The 17,922-nt window shown below is 42.8% G+C and carries 19 protein-coding genes and 4 tRNA genes; 3 read left to right on the top strand and 20 right to left on the bottom strand.

Annotated features, from left to right (window positions below; translation table 11 throughout):
- Nucleotides 1-8 precede the first annotated feature (8 nt).
- The 10 genes from rplJ to L3J70_01320 all read right to left on the bottom strand — a co-directional run bounded on the left by rplJ (nt 9) and on the right by L3J70_01320 (nt 4,723).
- Nucleotides 9-533, bottom strand: a complete 525-nt coding sequence (rplJ, locus tag L3J70_01365) for a 50S ribosomal protein L10 (protein MCF6235019.1) — start codon at nt 531-533, stop codon at nt 9-11.
- A gap of 324 nt (nt 534-857) precedes the next feature.
- Nucleotides 858-1,553: a 50S ribosomal protein L1 gene (gene rplA / locus L3J70_01360; GenBank protein MCF6235018.1), complete on the bottom strand. Its 696-nt coding sequence runs from the start codon at nt 1,551-1,553 to the stop codon at nt 858-860.
- Entirely contained in the window at nt 1,553-1,987 is a 435-nt protein-coding gene (gene rplK, locus L3J70_01355) for a 50S ribosomal protein L11 (protein MCF6235017.1), read from the bottom strand. The genes rplA and rplK overlap by 1 nt, the downstream gene beginning before the upstream one ends.
- Before the next feature lie 104 nt (nt 1,988-2,091).
- Nucleotides 2,092-2,625: a transcription termination/antitermination protein NusG gene (gene nusG / locus L3J70_01350; protein ID MCF6235016.1), complete on the bottom strand. Its 534-nt coding sequence runs from the start codon at nt 2,623-2,625 to the stop codon at nt 2,092-2,094.
- A gap of 3 nt (nt 2,626-2,628) precedes the next feature.
- The gene (secE, locus tag L3J70_01345) at nt 2,629-2,976 is read right to left on the bottom strand and encodes a preprotein translocase subunit SecE (protein ID MCF6235015.1); all 348 of its coding nucleotides are present in this window, start codon (nt 2,974-2,976) and stop codon (nt 2,629-2,631) included.
- A gap of 36 nt (nt 2,977-3,012) precedes the next feature.
- Nucleotides 3,013-3,088, bottom strand: a tRNA-Trp gene (locus tag L3J70_01340).
- A gap of 61 nt (nt 3,089-3,149) precedes the next feature.
- Nucleotides 3,150-4,340 carry an elongation factor Tu gene (gene tuf, locus L3J70_01335; protein ID MCF6235014.1) on the bottom strand — a complete coding sequence of 397 codons (1,191 nt, stop codon included), beginning with the start codon at nt 4,338-4,340 and terminating at the stop codon, nt 3,150-3,152.
- 60 nt (nt 4,341-4,400) lie between these two features.
- Nucleotides 4,401-4,476 (bottom strand) — tRNA-Thr (locus L3J70_01330).
- 83 nt (nt 4,477-4,559) lie between these two features.
- Nucleotides 4,560-4,633 (bottom strand) — tRNA-Gly (locus tag L3J70_01325).
- A 5-nt stretch (nt 4,634-4,638) separates the two neighbouring features.
- Nucleotides 4,639-4,723: transfer RNA gene (locus L3J70_01320), tRNA-Tyr, on the bottom strand.
- A 171-nt stretch (nt 4,724-4,894) separates the two neighbouring features.
- On the opposite strand from L3J70_01320, the gene galE reads away from it, so the two are divergent.
- Entirely contained in the window at nt 4,895-5,884 is a 990-nt protein-coding gene (galE, locus tag L3J70_01315) for a UDP-glucose 4-epimerase GalE (protein MCF6235013.1), read from the top strand.
- A gap of 40 nt (nt 5,885-5,924) precedes the next feature.
- On the opposite strand, the gene L3J70_01310 is transcribed toward galE, so the two are convergent.
- From L3J70_01310 to L3J70_01290, 5 genes are all read right to left on the bottom strand, one after another.
- Complete coding sequence (locus tag L3J70_01310; protein ID MCF6235012.1) at nt 5,925-7,313, bottom strand: undecaprenyl-phosphate glucose phosphotransferase; 1,389 nt, start codon at nt 7,311-7,313, stop codon at nt 5,925-5,927.
- Between the two features lie 92 nt (nt 7,314-7,405).
- Nucleotides 7,406-8,167, bottom strand: a complete 762-nt coding sequence (locus L3J70_01305) for an MBL fold metallo-hydrolase (protein MCF6235011.1) — start codon at nt 8,165-8,167, stop codon at nt 7,406-7,408.
- A gap of 35 nt (nt 8,168-8,202) precedes the next feature.
- Nucleotides 8,203-8,568, bottom strand: coding sequence for a roadblock/LC7 domain-containing protein (locus tag L3J70_01300; protein MCF6235010.1), 366 nt, complete (start codon nt 8,566-8,568; stop codon nt 8,203-8,205).
- Nucleotides 8,569-8,680: 112 nt separating this feature from the next.
- Nucleotides 8,681-9,562: a c-type cytochrome gene (locus L3J70_01295; protein ID MCF6235009.1), complete on the bottom strand. Its 882-nt coding sequence runs from the start codon at nt 9,560-9,562 to the stop codon at nt 8,681-8,683.
- Nucleotides 9,563-9,564: 2 nt separating this feature from the next.
- Nucleotides 9,565-10,395 carry a c-type cytochrome gene (locus tag L3J70_01290; GenBank protein ID MCF6235008.1) on the bottom strand — a complete coding sequence of 277 codons (831 nt, stop codon included), beginning with the start codon at nt 10,393-10,395 and terminating at the stop codon, nt 9,565-9,567.
- 156 nt (nt 10,396-10,551) lie between these two features.
- On the opposite strand from L3J70_01290, the gene L3J70_01285 reads away from it, so the two are divergent.
- Nucleotides 10,552-11,295: a cytochrome c3 family protein gene (locus L3J70_01285; GenBank protein MCF6235007.1), complete on the top strand. Its 744-nt coding sequence runs from the start codon at nt 10,552-10,554 to the stop codon at nt 11,293-11,295.
- A complete protein-coding gene (locus tag L3J70_01280) occupies nt 11,295-12,386 on the top strand; it encodes a 6-bladed beta-propeller (GenBank protein MCF6235006.1) in 1,092 nt (363 codons plus the stop codon). The genes L3J70_01285 and L3J70_01280 overlap by 1 nt, the downstream gene beginning before the upstream one ends.
- A 144-nt stretch (nt 12,387-12,530) precedes the next feature.
- Here the strand turns inward: L3J70_01280 and L3J70_01275 are convergent, their stop codons facing one another.
- From L3J70_01275 to L3J70_01255, 5 genes are all read right to left on the bottom strand, one after another.
- The gene (locus L3J70_01275) at nt 12,531-14,507 is read right to left on the bottom strand and encodes an EAL domain-containing protein (protein ID MCF6235005.1); all 1,977 of its coding nucleotides are present in this window, start codon (nt 14,505-14,507) and stop codon (nt 12,531-12,533) included.
- Nucleotides 14,508-14,707: 200 nt separating this feature from the next.
- Entirely contained in the window at nt 14,708-15,940 is a 1,233-nt protein-coding gene (locus L3J70_01270) for a regulator (protein MCF6235004.1), read from the bottom strand.
- Nucleotides 15,937-17,100 carry a regulator gene (locus L3J70_01265; protein ID MCF6235003.1) on the bottom strand — a complete coding sequence of 388 codons (1,164 nt, stop codon included), beginning with the start codon at nt 17,098-17,100 and terminating at the stop codon, nt 15,937-15,939. Before L3J70_01265 ends, L3J70_01270 begins: the two co-directional genes overlap by 4 nt.
- Complete coding sequence (locus L3J70_01260; protein ID MCF6235002.1) at nt 17,100-17,417, bottom strand: c-type cytochrome; 318 nt, start codon at nt 17,415-17,417, stop codon at nt 17,100-17,102. Before L3J70_01260 ends, L3J70_01265 begins: the two co-directional genes overlap by 1 nt.
- Nucleotides 17,418-17,432: 15 nt before the next feature.
- Complete coding sequence (locus tag L3J70_01255; protein MCF6235001.1) at nt 17,433-17,921, bottom strand: TlpA family protein disulfide reductase; 489 nt, start codon at nt 17,919-17,921, stop codon at nt 17,433-17,435.
- Nucleotide 17,922 lies beyond the last annotated feature (1 nt).

The following is a 17,922-nucleotide window of genomic DNA, read 5'->3' as shown; positions in this document are numbered from 1 at the left end:
TAGATTAATTACGCAGCTTCTTTTTGGTCTTTCAATGCGACCAAAGTTCTCACCAACTTGGTTGGTGTAGCAGCCAAAGTTTGTACCAACTTCTCAACAGGTGCTTTCATTGTAGCCATAAGCTGACTGATTGCTTCATCGCGTGTAGGCAATTTGGCAACCACGCTTAAGTCAGAAACATTAAGTAACTGACCTTGAAGTGCAACAATTTTAACAACCAGTTTGTCATGCTCTTTAGCAAAATCAGAAAGCACTCTTGCTGCTGCACTAGGCTCTTCACTAGAAAATGCCAGCATCAAGGGCCCCGATAATGAGTTCGCTATACAAGCATAGTCCGTACCTTCCACTGCTCGACGAGCCAAGGTGTTTCTGACAATTCGCAAATAAACACCTGCTTCCCGCGCTTTCCCACGAAGCTCGGTGATTTCTGCAACTGTCAAACCTCGATACTCCGCCGCAATCACAGACTGAGCTTTATTTACAACTTCCGCTACTTCCGCAACAATCGTTTTTTTACTTTCGAGTGTTAGCAAACGTCAATCTCCTGTAATGCAAGTGTTGCCTGTCCTACTAAAATTATTCAAGTAATAAACACAAGCTTGACTTGACCATACTTAACTTATTAAAAAATACGAGATACTTACTTGAAGCATCTCACCCATTTCAACTCCAACACCAGAGCCGTTAATTGCACTCTTTCATTGGAGGAGGTATCACGGTGATTTAGTCAAGGCTTTACCTTGGCCGGCATGCACCGCCTGCGTAGGATTGAAACAGATCCAATTTAAGTTTAAAAAAACACCTACGGTCTTTGACGGCTACCGAAACCCGATAGCCCAAAGTCAAACAATAACCTTTTACATCGTAAGTGTTGATAAATCAACACTAAGACCAGGCCCCATTGTTGTAGAAACATTAATTTTTTTAATATAAATCCCTTTTGCGGAGCTAGGCTTTGCTTTAATCAAGTCAGAAAGTAACGCTTCAAGATTTTCTTTTAAGTGCTGAACATCAAAACCAACCTTACCTAGTGAGCAATGAATAATTCCTGCTTTATCTGCACGATAGCGCACTTGACCTGACTTGGCATTTTTTACTGCCGCCGCCACATTAGGCGTTACAGTACCCACTTTAGGGTTAGGCATGAGACCACGCGGGCCTAGTATTTGACCTAGCTGACCGACAACTCGCATAGCATCAGGTGAAGCAATAACGACATCAAAATCCATTTGGCCACTTTTAACAGCTTCAGCTAAATCGTCCATACCAACGATATCAGCACCCGCTTCTTTCGCAGCGTCAACATTTGCACCTTGAGCAAACACAGCAACCCGAACTGTTTTACCTGTACCATGAGGCAATACAGTAGAGCTACGCACAACCTGATCTGATTTCCGCGGATCAACTCCAAGATTAACACTTACATCAACAGACTCGACAAACTTCACAGACGAGAGATCTTTTAATAACTTAAAAGCATCTTCAATAGAGTATGCTTTTTCAGCATCAACACGCTCACCATAAGATTTGATACGTTTAGTTAATTTTGCCATTACTTAACCCCCTCCGTCTCAATCCCCATACTGCGCGCACTGCCTGCAATAATTCTAACCGCAGCATCCAAATCTTGTGCATTCAAGTCTGGCATTTTTGTATTTGCAATCTCTTCCAATTGTTGACGTGTCACCTTACCAACCTTTTCCGTATGAGGTGTCTTGCTACCACTCTTAATGCCCGCTGCTTTTTTCAATAATATAGAGGCCGGTGGTGTTTTAGTGATAAATGTAAAGCTTCTATCACCATAGACTGTGATAACAACGGGAATGGGCATACCCGCTTCCAAACCTTGAGTCTTAGCATTAAATGCTTTACAAAACTCCATGATATTTACACCATGCTGACCTAATGCAGGACCTACGGGGGGGCTCGGGTTTGCTTGACCCGCCTTAACCTGCAGCTTAATATAAGCTTGTACTTTCTTAGCCATCAATCACTCCTAAAATGGGTTCAAACGCCTGACACAGGCTCCCCAAAACAAAAATCTCGACAGCCATCACACGACTCCCGAGCTAAAGCCAGTATAAAAATAAACTAACCTTTTTCTACCTGCCCAAATTCCAACTCAACAGGTGTAGAGCGACCAAAAATTGATACGGCAACCCGAAGCTTGTTTTTTTCGTAATCAACCTCTTCAACCACACCATTAAAGTCCGCAAATGGCCCCTCAAGAACGCGCACAACCTCTCCCGCCTCAAACAATACTTTAGGCTTCGGTTGCTCAACACTATCCTGAACACGCTGCAATATATTGTTTGCTTCTTTTTCAGTGATAGGAACAGGCCGGTCTCCTGTACCACCAACAAACCCCATAACACGAGGAATATCTCGCACTAAATGCCACGTATCATCATTCATCTCCATCTGAACAAGCACGTAACCAGGAAAAAATTTTCGTTCACTCTTACGTTTTTGCCCTGAACGCATTTCAACAACTTCTTCAGTAGGAACAAGAATCTCACCAAAGCTGGATTCCAGACCGCTCAGGCTCAAACGCTCCTTGAGCGAACGAACTACATGCTTTTCATAACCAGAATAGGCATGTATTACATACCATCGTAAAGACATAGCCTAGCTCCCTTGACCAGTTAACTGCTTAACCGCCCACAGTAAAAATGAGTCAAACGCCCATAACATCAACCCAACCAAGATCACCATAATCATAACAATCAGTGTTGTCTGACGAGTTTCTTTCATACTCGGCCACACAACTTTAGCTGCTTCCATTTTAGCATCACCAATAAACCCCCAAGCCATCCGACCAAGGTTTGTTTGGAAAAATACTGCAAAAGCCACTCCAATCATTACAATCAACCCTACTACACGAAGCAATAGTGATTGATCACCAAAATAATAAAAGAGACTCACACCACCAAAAACTACCAATATAGCGATGAATATTTTAATCTTATCTGCCATCTAATCGTCTACTAATAATTTCCATAGAAATAAAAATGGCAGGCCAGGAGGGAATCGAACCCCCAACCTGCGGTTTTGGAGACCGCTGCTCTGCCAATTGAGCTACTGGCCTATAAAGTATAGAGGAGCAGAAACAATCCACCCCTCTATTGTTACACTGTCAAGCAAAAAACCTACTCAATAATTTTTGCAACAACACCCGCACCTACGGTACGTCCACCTTCGCGAATTGCAAATCGCAATCCGTCTTCCATTGCAATCGGAGCAATCAGACTCACTGTCATTTGCACATTATCACCCGGCATGACCATTTCAACTCCTTCTGGAAGATCACAAGCTCCTGTGACATCCGTCGTACGAAAATAGAACTGCGGACGGTAACCATTAAAAAATGGCGTATGACGCCCTCCTTCATCTTTCGACAGAACGTAAACTTCTGCTTCAAATTTCGTATGCGGTGTAATTGACTCTGGCTTAGCCAATACCTGGCCACGCTCGACTTCTTCTCGCTTGGTTCCACGTAAAAGCACACCTACATTGTCACCCGCTCGACCTTCGTCAAGCAACTTGCGGAACATTTCCACTCCAGTACAAGTCGTGTTGACGGTGTCTTTGATACCAACAATAGCAATCTCTTCGCCTACTTTGACAATACCGCGCTCAATTCGACCTGTTACCACTGTGCCTCGACCTGAGATCGAGAACACATCTTCCACTGGCATCAGAAAGTCACCATCAATGGCTCTCTCTGGCTCCGGAAAATAGGTATCCATCGCTTCTACCAGCTTCATTATAGCTGGAACACCGATATCGCTGGTGTCGCCTTCAATTGCTTTCAGTGCTGAGCCGATAATAACCGGGGTGTCATCCCCTGGAAAGTCATAGCTATCCAGAAGTTCACGCACTTCCATTTCAACCAGTTCAAGCAGCTCTTCATCGTCAACCATGTCGGCTTTATTCAGAAACACGACGATATAGGGTACACCGACTTGGCGTGATAACAAAATATGCTCTCGCGTTTGTGGCATTGGACCATCGGCTGCTGAACAGACCAGAATGGCTCCATCCATCTGCGCTGCGCCGGTGATCATGTTTTTTACATAATCAGCATGTCCAGGACAGTCAACATGCGCATAGTGACGATTTGCAGATTCATACTCAACATGGGCGGTCGCAATCGTGATACCACGTGCGCGCTCTTCTGGAGCATTATCTATTTGATCGTAAGCTTTAAACTCACCACCATGCAGCTCTGCTAATACTTTTGTTAATGCCGCTGTCAACGTCGTTTTACCGTGATCTACGTGACCAATCGTACCTACGTTTATATGCGGCTTCGTGCGTTCAAACTTTTCCTTAGACACTTTAAGCGCCCCCATAAATTTAAAGTTGATGTCAAAAGACCAAAACCAACCAAATAAGGCTGGAGCCCATAATCGGAATTGAACCGATGACCTCTTCCCTACCAAGGAAGTGCTCTACCGACTGAGCTATATGGGCAAACCTACATTCAAATAACAACAAATCATACATAAATGCGGCGACAAATGTGCCACGTATACTACCTTCCAAACACTCTAAATTGGAGCGGGTGATGGGAGTCGAACCCACGCCATCAGCTTGGAAGGCTGAGGTTCTACCATTGAACTACACCCGCATATTTGGTGGAGGGGGGAGGATTCGAACCTCCGAAGGCGGAGCCGTCAGATTTACAGTCTGATCCCTTTGGCCACTCGGGAACCCCTCCAGCAGCAAGCGGGGCATTTTGCTTAATATCACAACAGCTGTCAATAGTTAATTTTATTTTTTAACATACAATGCGCCACCCTCGACCAACAAACAACTTTTCTGATAAGAATCTACAGTGTTAGAATAGGGTAACATACGATAAAACACCAAGAAATTAAAAGGGATATACATGAACCAAAAGAAGATCTTAGTTACAGGCGGTGCAGGTTATATTGGCAGCCACGCAGTCCGACAGTTAGGTGAAGCGGGATACAACGTTATTATTCTAGACAATCTTTACACTGGTTTTAAGGAGTCCGTATTATGCGGTGAGCTTATTGTTGGCAGTTGCGGCGACAAAGCCCTTGTCTCAAAAATTTTGGAAACACACCAAATAGACACCGTCATGCACTTTGCTGCAAACACCATTGTGCCTGAATCTGTATCAGACCCACTCAAGTATTATGGCAACAACACCTGTTGCACCCGTAACCTACTGGAGTGTTGCGCCAAAGCAAGTGTTAAAAACTTTGTGTTTTCTTCTACAGCGGCAGTGTATGGCATTCCCGATAACTCATACATTACTGAAGAGACACCAACAAACCCAATCAACCCTTACGGCACATCCAAACTAATGAGTGAGTGGATGCTGCGTGATTTAGCTGCTGCCAGTAATTTGCGTTGCGTTATTTTACGTTACTTCAATGTCGCTGGCTCTGATCCGCAATGCCGCATCGGGCAATCTACAAAAAACGCCACGCTCTTGATCAAGGTTGCTGTTGAAGCCGCAATTGGAGTTCGCGATAAAATTTCTGTCTTTGGCACAGACTACCCAACTGAGGATGGCACTGGAATACGTGACTACATTCACGTAGAAGACTTGGCTTCTGCTCACCTAAAAGCACTCGATTATTTAAAATCAGGCGGTGATTCTATTACTCTAAACTGTGGCTATGGCCATGGCTACAGTGTTAGACAAGTACTGAACACCGTTGAAAAAGTCAGCCAAACCAAATTGAATATTTGTGAGGAACCACGCAGAGCAGGCGATCCACCGGCATTGATAGCAACTGCTGAAAAAGTGAGAAGCTTACTTAACTGGCAACCACAACACGACAATCTGGAATTTATTGTAAAAACTTCACTTGCCTGGGAACGCAAGCTACACAAACTGGCGTAATCAAAAAATATCTGGCGCACCCCCACGCGAGGTGCGCTAATCAATACGCATTTTTATTGATAAAACCTTTAAAAATAGTCAAGAAAATTATCTTTAAATCAAACCATACAGACCAACGTCTAATATAGGCTAAATCATACTCGACTCGCCGTTGCATTTTATCCAACGTATCGGTCTCTCCACGCCAGCCTTCTATTTGCGCTAAACCCGTAATTCCCGGCCTGACTTTGTGACGCAACATGTATCCTGAAATCAATTTGCGGTATTGCTCATTATGTACAACAGCATGTGGCCGCGGACCCACTATAGACATTCGCCCCTGCAAAACATTAATAAACTGCGGTAATTCATCAAGCGATGTACGCCTCAAAAAAGCACCGAAAGGATATATTCGACTGTCGTGTTTTTTAGCTTGAACCAAGTGATCACTGTTTTCACTCACTGTCATCGTACGAAATTTCCACACCTCTATTTTATCGCCACGCAATCCATATCGATTCTGTTTAAAAATAATACTTCCGGGTGATGAATACTTGATTCCAATTGCAATCAGAAGCATTGGCAACGCAATTAAAACCAAAATAATAGTCGCCAAAATAAAATCTTCGATGCGTTTCACTACGCCATCAACGCCATAAAATGGTGTTTCAAAAATACTAATCGCCGGCAAACTTCCAACATTACTCCAGCGTGATTTCATCAAGTCAGACATAAAAAAATCAGGCACTAAATAAACAGATGCCGTCGTGTCCGACAACCCCCCGACAAGCTTCTTGATGCGCTCCTCTGCCTTCATCGGCAATGCAATGTAAATCACATCAACACCGCCTTCTCGTGCTAATTTAAGCAAAGCATCAAAGTTACCTATAATAGGTAGTGGATCATTAACGAGTGGACGAGAACCCACAGGACTCCTGTCATCAAAGAAACCGATAGGCTTCAAACCCATCCACGGTCCATTAATAATTGATCGAGCTAACTGCGCGCCCAGCTCTCTGGCACCGACAATCGCAACACTACGAGTATATTTTCCACCACGATAAAGATAGCCAAGAATTTGCTTTAAGATGATACGCCATACAACCAATACAAGTGGCGTAATCAAAAACCATGTCATCATAATTAGACGCGAATAAGTTTCTGATGTCTTTGTTGCATAACCGAGCAACAATAACCCGAGGACGACCATCAACCACACAACCCAGATCTTTACCGCTTGCTGCCTCAGGGAGGTGATACTCCACGAGCTATACAGGTTATGCAGATGAGAAAACAGAACAAACAGCCCCACTGCTGACAACAAAGTAATGGAATAAAACTCATCCCAGCGCCCGTCATAAATAAGAGATGACAACCATAAACTGACACCAACCAATCCAATATCAAACAATCGTGATGCATTCACAACTGCCATTCCATATTGCTGCATAAAATTTTCCTAAATCAAGATTAATAACTTAAAGGAACGGTCACGAAATAACTTATGCATTATGACTTGAATAAGTTATTTCCTGCTCGCTCCTAAACAGAACTAGGCACTTTATAAATACCCCCATTAATATCAAGCCCACACTGCAACTGATCACACCAATCAATAAATTGATTAACCATAGTTTTTCCTTCAAAATACGCCCCATGCTGAGGCGCTATCATCTCTATATCAAGGCTTCGAACCATTTTAGCCCACGCTTTCATAGCCACATTACTCGTCATATAGCGCCGATGAAAACCTTCCATATACTGAACATGATCATCAAAATCAGAAACTTTGTAATAATCCATGCCGAGTGATGCCCCTAAGTCACCACTATACAAAATTTTGGATACTGAATCATATACATGAAAATTACCACAAGAATGCAGGTAGTGTGCGGGTAAAAAAATCAACTCTGCCCCTCCCATATTAAGGCGCATTCCTTCATCAGGGATCCCGTTGAGCTGGTTAATCACGAACTTATCAACTCCAAAATGAGGAATAAAACGCATCCATATTTCAGGCGCATATGCAGTCGCACGCGTTGTCATCAACCAACCATTTGCCGCTGCAACAATATCGGGATCTTGGTGAGAAAAAAATAGATAAGTTATTGGCACACCTGATAACTGTTTTTTCGCCTCAGACAGTGCTTTAGCAAACACTTTATGCCCACCAGGATCAAGAATGATCGACTCATTACCGTGAATAATAAGGTGCTGATTTGCCTGAACAGCCTCACCACGCCCAAAATCTTCCAATAAAATGTTTTTATGTTGCCCACTTTCAAACAATACCTTTGATGACATGAAGAACGCCCTCTAATTTACTTCACTAGTTGAATTTAAAGCACTTCTCGAAGTTCTTTTAGCGCACGCTTCATAAAGTAGAATACAGCGCCCAGTTTCACATCTTCATCCGTCAGCACAAGTAACATTGCACCATCTGCAACACTTGAAACAATCAAATGTCCATTTTCACCACGAATCATTAGCTGCTCTACATTACCCAGATTTAACTCCGCACTTGAACTAATACCAATACTCAAAAGCACTGAATTCATACCCGCAACCCGATCGGCTTCAAATTCATTTGGCAACATACTGACAATAGCCAAACCATCTCCAGAAACTAACGCACTCCCTCTGATACTGGGATTTCTATACTTTAGCTCTTTCAATATGTTTTCTACTCTCCCTTCAAAGTTCATAATCTCTCCCTATACTATTAGAAAACTATAATTTACATAGTTTTTATACAGACAAAAAAACAACACCGCTACCATCTAACAAATAACCACCAAACTATAAAACTAATCCAATTCAGTGAAAAGCACGACGAATATAAACCATCAAAGTTTCAATCTGCTCATCAGTTAATACATTTTTCCAAGCAGGCATTGTTGTATTTGGTACACCTTCTCGAATCATATTAAACAAAACCAAATCCGAAACGGATTCAACATCATCACTGGTCAAATCACGTGGCCGAGACTCTAAAAAGCTACCAATCCAGTTTACTCCTTTTCCATCACCGCCATGACAAAAAGCACAATTTTCAACAAAAAGTGATTGCCCCTGCCGCTCCTTCACTGTTAAATCTGGAATTTGAGGAGAGAGATCATGTGCAGAGAATGGGCTGGCACCTAACACATCATCAACTAAAGACACTGCATCTTTGTGAGAATATTTACCACGAGGATATGAAACAGAACGAGACTGCCACTTAACCTCTTTGTTATTCACATAAGCCCGATCATGACAGGTCACACACCCCGACATAAATAACCGCTTCCCTTCCACTTGCTCTTCAGTTAAATGCTCCCATGGCGTATCGAGCAAAATTTCACCTCGAACAAAAGGAAAAGCAACCGCATAACGCTCATGCTCTCCCCAGCCATTTTCATCTATATGGTAATAGGTATTAATTTGCTTATTTTCCATAAATGCTGCAGTAATAAACTTAACCACTGCCATTATCTCCTGATCGCTCAACAAATAACTAAAACCATTCATAGCAGTTCCCAGTTTGCCATTTTTTACAACATCAAACATTGACTGTGCACTCATTTCACCAGACTGCATTGCTGTAAAGTCACGAGGCTCTGGTTTCAAATAAGTCGTCGCTAATGTTTTTGCATTACCACTGTAACCATGACAAAAATAACAGCGTAAATTATAAATTTCTCGCCCTTGAGCTAACAAATCTAATGCGTTATCACTTTTTTTTTTCCTTCATCAACATGACTCTCAACGGGGTCAATAAAGGTTTGAAAAACGTACTCTGCTACATCGACTATTTCCTGATTGGTAAAAACGCGCGCCCATGAAGGCATTACGGTTCCATTCTTACCTTCAGCGATACCTTTATATAAAGCGGGGCGATTCAATATTTGACGTGACTCAGTAGATAAAAAATTACGCGGAAGTGGCTGACTCGCTGACTTTCGATCACCCAGTCCATCGCCATCCACACCATGACATGCCGCGCAATTCCCCAGATAGAGATGACGTCCAGTAATCACCTCACCAACAAAACTATCATCAAAAGGAAGTTGCATATCAACAGCTTTCTGTATCTCGCGTGTAGACTGATGCGCCCCTGCTACATGAGGGTGATTGTTTTCAGACTGTGGTCTCATGAATTCACTGCGAATAAAATCAACTACGGCAATCACATCAGAGATAGATAAATCACCCAAATAAGAGACCATGGCACTCCCTTCTCGCCCAGCGATCACTGCCTGCAACATTCGTTCACGAGTTAATTCAGTCACCGCTAACGGAGATGTGAAGTCACGAGGCGATGGATTCAACGTATTGCGCGTCCATTTTGAACCCACCCCTTTATCACCATGACATACAGAACAGTTATCCGCATAAATTTTCTGGCCACGAGCCAAGTCCGATGTACTTTTCATTACAGCCGTCGCCACCGCTTTTTTTACAGCCGCCTCCGCACCACCCTCTTCTGCACACACAGCAGATGAAGCTGTAAAAATCCCTGCAATAAAAATTACTCTCAAAGTTTGCCTCATAAAAGTCCGATAGATCACTCTTGATAGCCCCTTGAATTTAGTCGAGTCAAATACTCCATTGTGGCGTAAAATCCTTATTTGCGCTACTCTAAAAAGAGCGAATACCCAAACAATTATTTTTTTCATAACAGATCTGTCAGAAGGCTGCTTAATAACATGCATAAAAAGCTAATTCAGGAATGTTTTTTATTCACTGTTTTTGCTGGATTGTGGTGCTCATCAGCGTATAGTGATGCAATCCTTGGTTCAAAACATGACTTTACAGGACTAAATGCTCGCGCGGGTGTTGAAGCGATGTCTGGCCTTGCTTTTTCTGATTACGGCTCATCTTGTATTTACTGCCACTTACCTGAAGACAAGGTAAACGAGGATACTTCTGAAGCTGGCGGTATTCCTGGCTGGAATCGATTAACCCCAGCAACAGACAGCTATGAGCTATACGACAGCTTAATGCTCGATAACAAGGTTCGCACGCCCAGCCCAATCAGCCTGCTTTGCCTCTCTTGCCATGACGGCACCATGGCCGTTGATATGACACTATTTCAACCAAACGGCTGGAATAGCAGTGAAGATGCTGCGCTACATATGGCCATCAATGATTCAAATGATTTGAATAGCTGCGGCAAATGCCATAATGGCCAGGCAGCACACAACATCGCGGTTAAACAAATTGGTCCCGAGCTGGCCAACGACCACCCCATTTCAATAGAGTATGCAGGACTAAACCATAAAGATCCTGACTTTTGGCCAATAGAAAATCCGAATGGATTCGATAACGGCGTGAAACTTTATGATGGTAAAGTGGAGTGTGCCACTTGCCATAATGTACATAACCCAGATGTTGCCCTATTACTGCGCACCAGTACTGACCGACTTTGCGAAACCTGCCATATCAAATAATGACTCACTCATACAGAACCTACATACTGATACTATTAAGTTGCATCACATTAATCATCGCTGCCTGCTCAACCACACCAGAGCAACCCAAGGCATCTGCGCCTATTGTTTTTCCGCCAGCGCCCGATCAACCTCGCTTCATTTATGAACGAACCTTGATTTACAGCAGCGATGTCGAACAATTAAGCTCACTGGAGCGCTTCAAATCTTTTGCGACTGGCACCTCTCTTAAAGTAAAAGGACTGGTTAAACCCTACGGCGTATCGGTTCACCAAGGGCGAGTTTTTGTTACAGACACGGTTCAACGTACTGTATTTGTATTCGACATTCCTGAAGGGCGGTTTTTTACAATCGGAACTGAATCACCCGGTGAATTGATCAAGCCAATTGGCATTGACACCTCTGAGTCGGGAGAGGTTTTTGTTTGTGATATCAGTGCTCGCCATATCAGAGTCTATGATCGTGACGGGCGCTATTTGCGCACCATTGGCAACAGCCAGTTGTTACAGCGCCCAGTCAGTGTTGCTGTTGCCAATAATCTCACCTATGTTGTAGACAATGGTGGCATCACATCAAGGAATCACCAGATCGTGATATTTGATACAACGACTGGAGAACACATCAAAACAATCAGCAAGCGCGGCTCTGATCAAGGAGAACTCAACCTGCCATTACAAGCAGCAACAGCGCCTGATGGCTCAATTTATGTCGTTGACGGTGGTAATTTTCGGGTTCAACAATTTGACTCTAATGGAAATGTACTGCAATCTTTCGGCTCTGTTGGGAGAATGCCAGGGCAATTTGCACGACCTAAAGGCATCGCAACTGATGCTGCTGGCAACATATATGTTGTTGATACAGCCTTTGGTAATTTCCAGATATTCAACAGCCAAGGAGAACTACTCATGTTCATCGGTGAGCGTAGCCAGGCAGGCTCTCCAGGTAAGTATATGTTACCCGCAGATATTGATGTGGATGAAGATGGACGTATCTATATCGTAGATCAATTTTTCAGAAAGGTTGATGTTTTCAGGCCCGCCACACTCGATAAAAACCAAGGGTATGCGACCTTCTCTGTCGATCCAAAATAAACCTTTATACCTAAAATCAGTAGCCGTTCAGAGTCCTTCTGAAATTCATCAGTTCAAGGCGAAAAATTTGAGTTTACAAGTGCAGATGATCATTTTTTAATGCAGAAATTGCGAGTTTCAGAAGGGCTCTGAACGGCTACAAAATCATGTCACCACAGGGCATAACTGCTTAGAGGTCGAGAGATTTTCAATCAACCAGCGCTCTAGTATCTTGGCAGGAAAAGGGGGGCAAATATAATTACCTTGCAACTCTTCACAACCAAAATCAGTTAACATTTCACAAGTTTCTCTGTTTTCAACACCCTCAGCAACCACTGACAACCCCATATTATGCGCCAAATCAATCATTGAACGCACTAAGGTTACATCATCAGCATCTTTAGCCACTCCGAGAATAAATGATTTATCAATTTTCAGCTCGTTTACAGGCAATTGTTTTAAATAAGCTAAAGATGAATAGCCCGTACCAAAATCATCAACTGATAAACGGATTCCTAAATCACTGAAAGATGCAAGGGTTTTAAGAGCACGTTCTGGCTCAAGCATGATTGATGTTTCAGTAATTTCAAAACTGAGTAACTGCTGTTCTCTGCACTCTTTATCTAGGAGCTGCTCAACAGCCTGTGAAAACCCAGTCTCCTGCAAATTAATGACTGATATATTAACCGCAACACTTAAGTCAAAACCTTTCTTGCGCCATTCCCGGCACTGCGCCAATGCCTCCTTAATGACCCACAAAGTTATTTCACCAATCAAGCCTGTACGTTCGGCAAGAGGAATAAAGTGATCGGGAGAAATCAGGCCATTTTTAGGATGCATCCAACGCAACAAAACCTCTAGCTTAGATGCCTCTCCACTTTTTGCGTTAACTTTAGGCTGATAATACAGTTGTAGCTGATCATTTCGAACGGCATGGCGTAATTGTCCAAATAGTGCCAAATTTTGAAGGCTATGAGCATCTTCCTCAGGATCATAGACAGCATAATTATCTTGACTGCGCTTTGCGCAGTACATTGCAACTTCTGCTCTACGCAATAAGTCAGCAGCACTTTCATCACCATGCTCAGGGTAAAGTGTAATTCCTATGCTGACCCCAACATGCAAAGCTAAACCTTCTTGCTCATCAACAACAAAAGGTAGATCAAGCACTTCATAAAGCTTTAGCGCGACTTCAATCGCAGCCTCACGATCAAAACCATGCAATAAAATTGCAAATTCGTCTCCACCTAAGCGGGAAATCATATCTGCTTCACTTAAAGTTTTTTGCAATAACCCTGCAACTTTTTTTAGCAAAATATCACCGATTTGATGACCAAGCGTATCATTAATGTCTTTAAACCGATCCAGATCCATTAGTAACAGTGCAAATCGTGAATCATCACGACGCGCATCAGCAATTGCTTTATAAAGGTAGTCACCAAACAAAACACGATTGGCCAACCCAGTCAAACCATCATGTAATGCCTGATACTCTAAAATTGCAGTCTGATTTTTTTTCTCTGTAATATCGCACAATGTCGCAACAAAATAGCGATGATGGTCTAGATTTATTTCATTGAGAAAAATTTCTACCGGAAAAGTCGATGCATCTTTACGCCGCCCTATAAGCTCACGCTCCACACCGACCATCGGCACAGCTCCATTTACAAGGTATTTTTCAACATAGTGATCGTGAGATTGAGCAAAGAGCTCAGGCACTAATACATTAATCGAACGACCTACCAACTCATTTGATTGGTAACCAAACATTTTGTATACCACTAAATTTACAGATTCAATAACACCCTGCTCATCTGTCACCACGATAGAGTCTGCCACACTATCCATAATGCCGCGAATATGATTCTCTTTTCGAACCAGCTCTCGCTTCATTCGATTAAACTCAGCATCGTCTACTCGAGTTTCAGGTAAAGCCGCGCTGCGACCCCCTCCTCCGACACGCATCAATAAGTTTCTTAGCGGTGCCACAGAACTGATTACGCCGTATTGAAACGCGACCCATAAGAAACACCCAAGGATAATCAATTTTAACTGCCAGTCGATCCACAAGCCACTTAGCAGCATAAGAAATGCCAGCACGAAAGCAACCATGAATACAATACGAATGCCCAGACTATTCATTTAAGTCTCCCTACATTCGACCTGATGATTATTGATTTTGTATCATACGTCAATAAGCATTGATTACACCAAACCACATCCATCTTGTTCCGGCTCCAATCAGTCCTGACTTAAAAATTCACTTGGCTACTCACATTAACACCAAACCTCACCAGAGTTTTATGACAGAGATCTCAATATGACAATCAATAGTTTTATATTTACTTGTTTTTTATCCGTTCCATTCCAGACAAAGTTAAATGCGTGACCCCCCCAAAACTTCCCACCCATAAACTTCCATCTGCAGCCTCGCTCATTGAAAAAACATTATCTGCATACAGGCCATCCGCCGTTGTCAGCACAGAAAAGCTTTCTGATTTCTTATTAAACTGCGCCAAACCTTTACTGGTTCCAATCCACAGCTGTTCACTCTTATCAATATGAAGCATAAATACATGATTGGCAGGCAAACCATCTCGGGTTGTGTAGTTTTTCCAATGTTTGCCATCGAAGCGTGCCAATCCTCCGCCCCAGGTACCACACCAGACAATACCGCTCGAGTCGACGACCAGTGAAATAATGTAGTTTGGATTATATGCCACCTCCACATCACTCAAACCTTGCTCAACTTTTTGCTGCGCATGATGTGTTGATACTTTTCCTGGGTCATTAGTGAACTGAATTGAATCTTTTACAATATCGTACGAAGCACCCAGCCCATCTTTGTGTTTCCAGTTTTGCCATTTGCCATCATGATATCGAGCCAAACCATCTTCGGTCGCAAACCAGATTTCACCATTCTTTCCTTCCTGAATGCCATACACCCATAAATTAGGCAGACCCCCTTGTGTATTTTCTACTGTATAAGTTTCCCAGCTTTTTGAATCATCCATTTGACCCTTTTTGATTCGATTAGCACCTGACCAGGTCGCAATCCATATATCACCGTTAGATACTTGTTTAACATCATAAACAAACTGATCACCTAACCCTTGGGGCACACTATAATTTTTCCATTTCTCCAACACAGTGTTATAAACAGACAGCCCACCACCATACGTTCCTACAAATAAGTGATGATCTATTTTTCTCAGGTAGAAAATACCATTGGACAAAAGACCTTCTATTTTATTATCAAAAATTTTGTAACTATCGTTGCTCGTATCATAACGAATAACCCCCCCAGATGTTCCTATCCAGACAACATCGCCATCAACCAAAATGGTTTTAACATTACTGTTACCCACTTCAAACTGGGTAAACTGGTTTTTTTCAGGGTGAGCCGCTGGCTCACTCTTTGAAGCCACATCATGAGAAGTCGATATTGATACTTTGTCTGCAACAGTAGCAGGCGGCTCAACTTTACTTTTACCAACACAATAAGCACCGATCATTAATAAAAATGTTACAAATATAACAAGTACAAAAATTTTGGTTTCCTGTTTACTATTCATTTATTTTCATCCATTTTTCTCCCAATCCGTACTACGCCGCCCTTAGTGCCCGCCCATATTTCACCATCAGGTGTTGAAATCACGCTATAGACGCTATTCCCCAAGAGCCCATTATGTCGATTAAAAGTCTGCCACGTTTGCCCATCAAATCTTGACAAGCCTTTATTCGTTCCAAACCAGAAGACTCCACTCTTATCTTGAGCAATACTGTATACAATATTACCCGCTAAACCATCGTTCTCGGTCAGGTTTTTCCAGCCCCTGCCATCGTAATAGGAAACGCCGCCGCCCCATGTACCCGCCCAAACAGTCTCATCAGCAGCCACCATGACACAAAATACATAACTTGGGTTATATGTGGCTCGGCCTTCTGACAATATATTCAGGTCATGGCGTGAACGTGTTCCAAGACCTGTGTTAATACTGATCGGTAAATTTGATTCATTGGATGCGCCGACACCATCCGCATGCGTAAATGAAGACCACTGATCCCCATCCAACATGGAAACGCCCCCTTCAGTCGCAAACCAGACGCGCTGTTTTTGATCAATTGCAACGCCATAAACCCACTCATTCACCAACTCTTTAACATAAGTTTCCAACTTTCCAGTCGATGCTTTCAAGAGATTTGCACCCGCCCATGTGCCTATCCATAAATCACCATTAGCCATTTCATCAAAAGCATAAATCCAATAATCGGCCAAACCATGCATTGGAAAATAGGTTTTCCACTCCCCGTCACGATAACGCGACATTCCGCCACCATTGGTACCAAACCATTTATAACCCTGACTGTCGATATCAATTGCAAAAACATACTCATTTGCAAGCCCATCATCACGCGTCAGTGTTTTTACAAGAGACCGATTTTCCAAATCAATATCCAGCACACCGACAGATGAACCGACCCACAAATGATTGTTCGATGACTCGACCGCTAAAGCACGCACATAAACATTCTCGCCTACACCGAAAGTATCTAGCACAGCATGACTGTTTTTTGCCTTTACAGTCGAAGCAACGGCTTTTAAAGGCATACTTTTTTGTTCGTCATTTGAAGAAGCTGGAGCTTGAGATACTTTTACTTCACTATCATCAGAAGAGCTGCAGCCCGCAAGCATCAATACAAGCAGACCTGAAAATATTATTCGAAACGGCATTAACGTAAAGTTCTCATATAAGCAATAACATCCAGTAACTTTTTATCTGAAAGGCGACCTTGGTAGGCTGGCATCATGCCCACACCACGTTGCAATAATTTCAACAACTCAATATCAGATTTAAACAGCCCTTCTCCACGCGAAAAATCAGCCACCCCAGGTATGTTGCTCACACCCCGTGAGCCATGGCAATTAGAGCAGTGTTGTTGATATATTTTACCGCCTTTTATCGAATCGGCTGCATAGACATCGCCACTGCCCCCTGAAACAGATAAAAAAAGACAAAGGACGACCCATAAAGACAAGGTTAAATTCATTGACTTACCCTCAAATTAAATTGAAATAGTACCACTACTAAAAGCACGCTTCAGCTTTTCAACAACGACTGCATTATCCCACTCTCGCTCACCATAGACCACTTGCATGACTTTTCCTTGTGGTGATATCAGATAGGTCACAGGGTAAGAGATCACCTCTAGAACTTGTCCTGCAATTTCCACTTCCTTGTCGATAAAGCTATTCATTTTAAAACCCACATCAATCAAATACTCTCTGACTACATGCTCATCACTATCCACTGAAAGAAATTTCACGGCAAAGCGATTTTCATCAAGGGCTTCTCCAAGTCGCTCTAAAGATGGTAATTCACGCCGACATGGTGGGCACCAAGTTGCCCAAACATTCAATATAACCAGCTTTCCTTCATACTCAGAAAAGGAGCTTGTACTGCCTTCTAAATCTACAAACTCAACCGCTGGAAAATCATAACCAGCAACAACCCCACCAAGCGCGACCTCTTCTTTTTGGCCGCAGCCAATCATA

Source organism: Gammaproteobacteria bacterium (assembly GCA_021648145.1).
GTDB lineage: Bacteria > Pseudomonadota > Gammaproteobacteria > JAADGQ01 > JAADGQ01 > S141-38.
Note: the sequence above shows the minus strand (reverse complement) of the source record. Positions and strands in the feature narration are given on the sequence as shown.

Excerpts from the sequence above, each read along its gene's own strand:
- rplA (MCF6235018.1), bottom strand. The coding sequence starts at position 1,553 with ATGGCAAAATTAACTAAACGTATCAAATCTTATGGTGAGCGTGTTGAT.
- rplK (MCF6235017.1), bottom strand. The coding sequence starts at position 1,987 with ATGGCTAAGAAAGTACAAGCTTATATTAAGCTGCAGGTTAAGGCGGGT.
- nusG (MCF6235016.1), bottom strand. The coding sequence starts at position 2,625 with ATGTCTTTACGATGGTATGTAATACATGCCTATTCTGGTTATGAAAAG.
- secE (MCF6235015.1), bottom strand. The coding sequence starts at position 2,976 with ATGGCAGATAAGATTAAAATATTCATCGCTATATTGGTAGTTTTTGGT.
- galE (MCF6235013.1), top strand. The coding sequence starts at position 4,895 with ATGAACCAAAAGAAGATCTTAGTTACAGGCGGTGCAGGTTATATTGGC.
- L3J70_01310 (MCF6235012.1), bottom strand. The coding sequence starts at position 7,313 with ATGCAGCAATATGGAATGGCAGTTGTGAATGCATCACGATTGTTTGAT.
- L3J70_01305 (MCF6235011.1), bottom strand. The coding sequence starts at position 8,167 with ATGTCATCAAAGGTATTGTTTGAAAGTGGGCAACATAAAAACATTTTA.
- L3J70_01300 (MCF6235010.1), bottom strand. The coding sequence starts at position 8,568 with ATGAACTTTGAAGGGAGAGTAGAAAACATATTGAAAGAGCTAAAGTAT.
- L3J70_01290 (MCF6235008.1), bottom strand. The coding sequence starts at position 10,395 with ATGAGGCAAACTTTGAGAGTAATTTTTATTGCAGGGATTTTTACAGCT.
- L3J70_01285 (MCF6235007.1), top strand. The coding sequence starts at position 10,552 with ATGCATAAAAAGCTAATTCAGGAATGTTTTTTATTCACTGTTTTTGCT.
- L3J70_01280 (MCF6235006.1), top strand. The coding sequence starts at position 11,295 with ATGACTCACTCATACAGAACCTACATACTGATACTATTAAGTTGCATC.
- L3J70_01275 (MCF6235005.1), bottom strand. The coding sequence starts at position 14,507 with ATGAATAGTCTGGGCATTCGTATTGTATTCATGGTTGCTTTCGTGCTG.
- L3J70_01270 (MCF6235004.1), bottom strand. The coding sequence starts at position 15,940 with ATGAATAGTAAACAGGAAACCAAAATTTTTGTACTTGTTATATTTGTA.
- L3J70_01265 (MCF6235003.1), bottom strand. The coding sequence starts at position 17,100 with ATGCCGTTTCGAATAATATTTTCAGGTCTGCTTGTATTGATGCTTGCG.
- L3J70_01260 (MCF6235002.1), bottom strand. The coding sequence starts at position 17,417 with ATGAATTTAACCTTGTCTTTATGGGTCGTCCTTTGTCTTTTTTTATCT.
- L3J70_01255 (MCF6235001.1), bottom strand. The coding sequence starts at position 17,921 with ATGATTGGCTGCGGCCAAAAAGAAGAGGTCGCGCTTGGTGGGGTTGTT.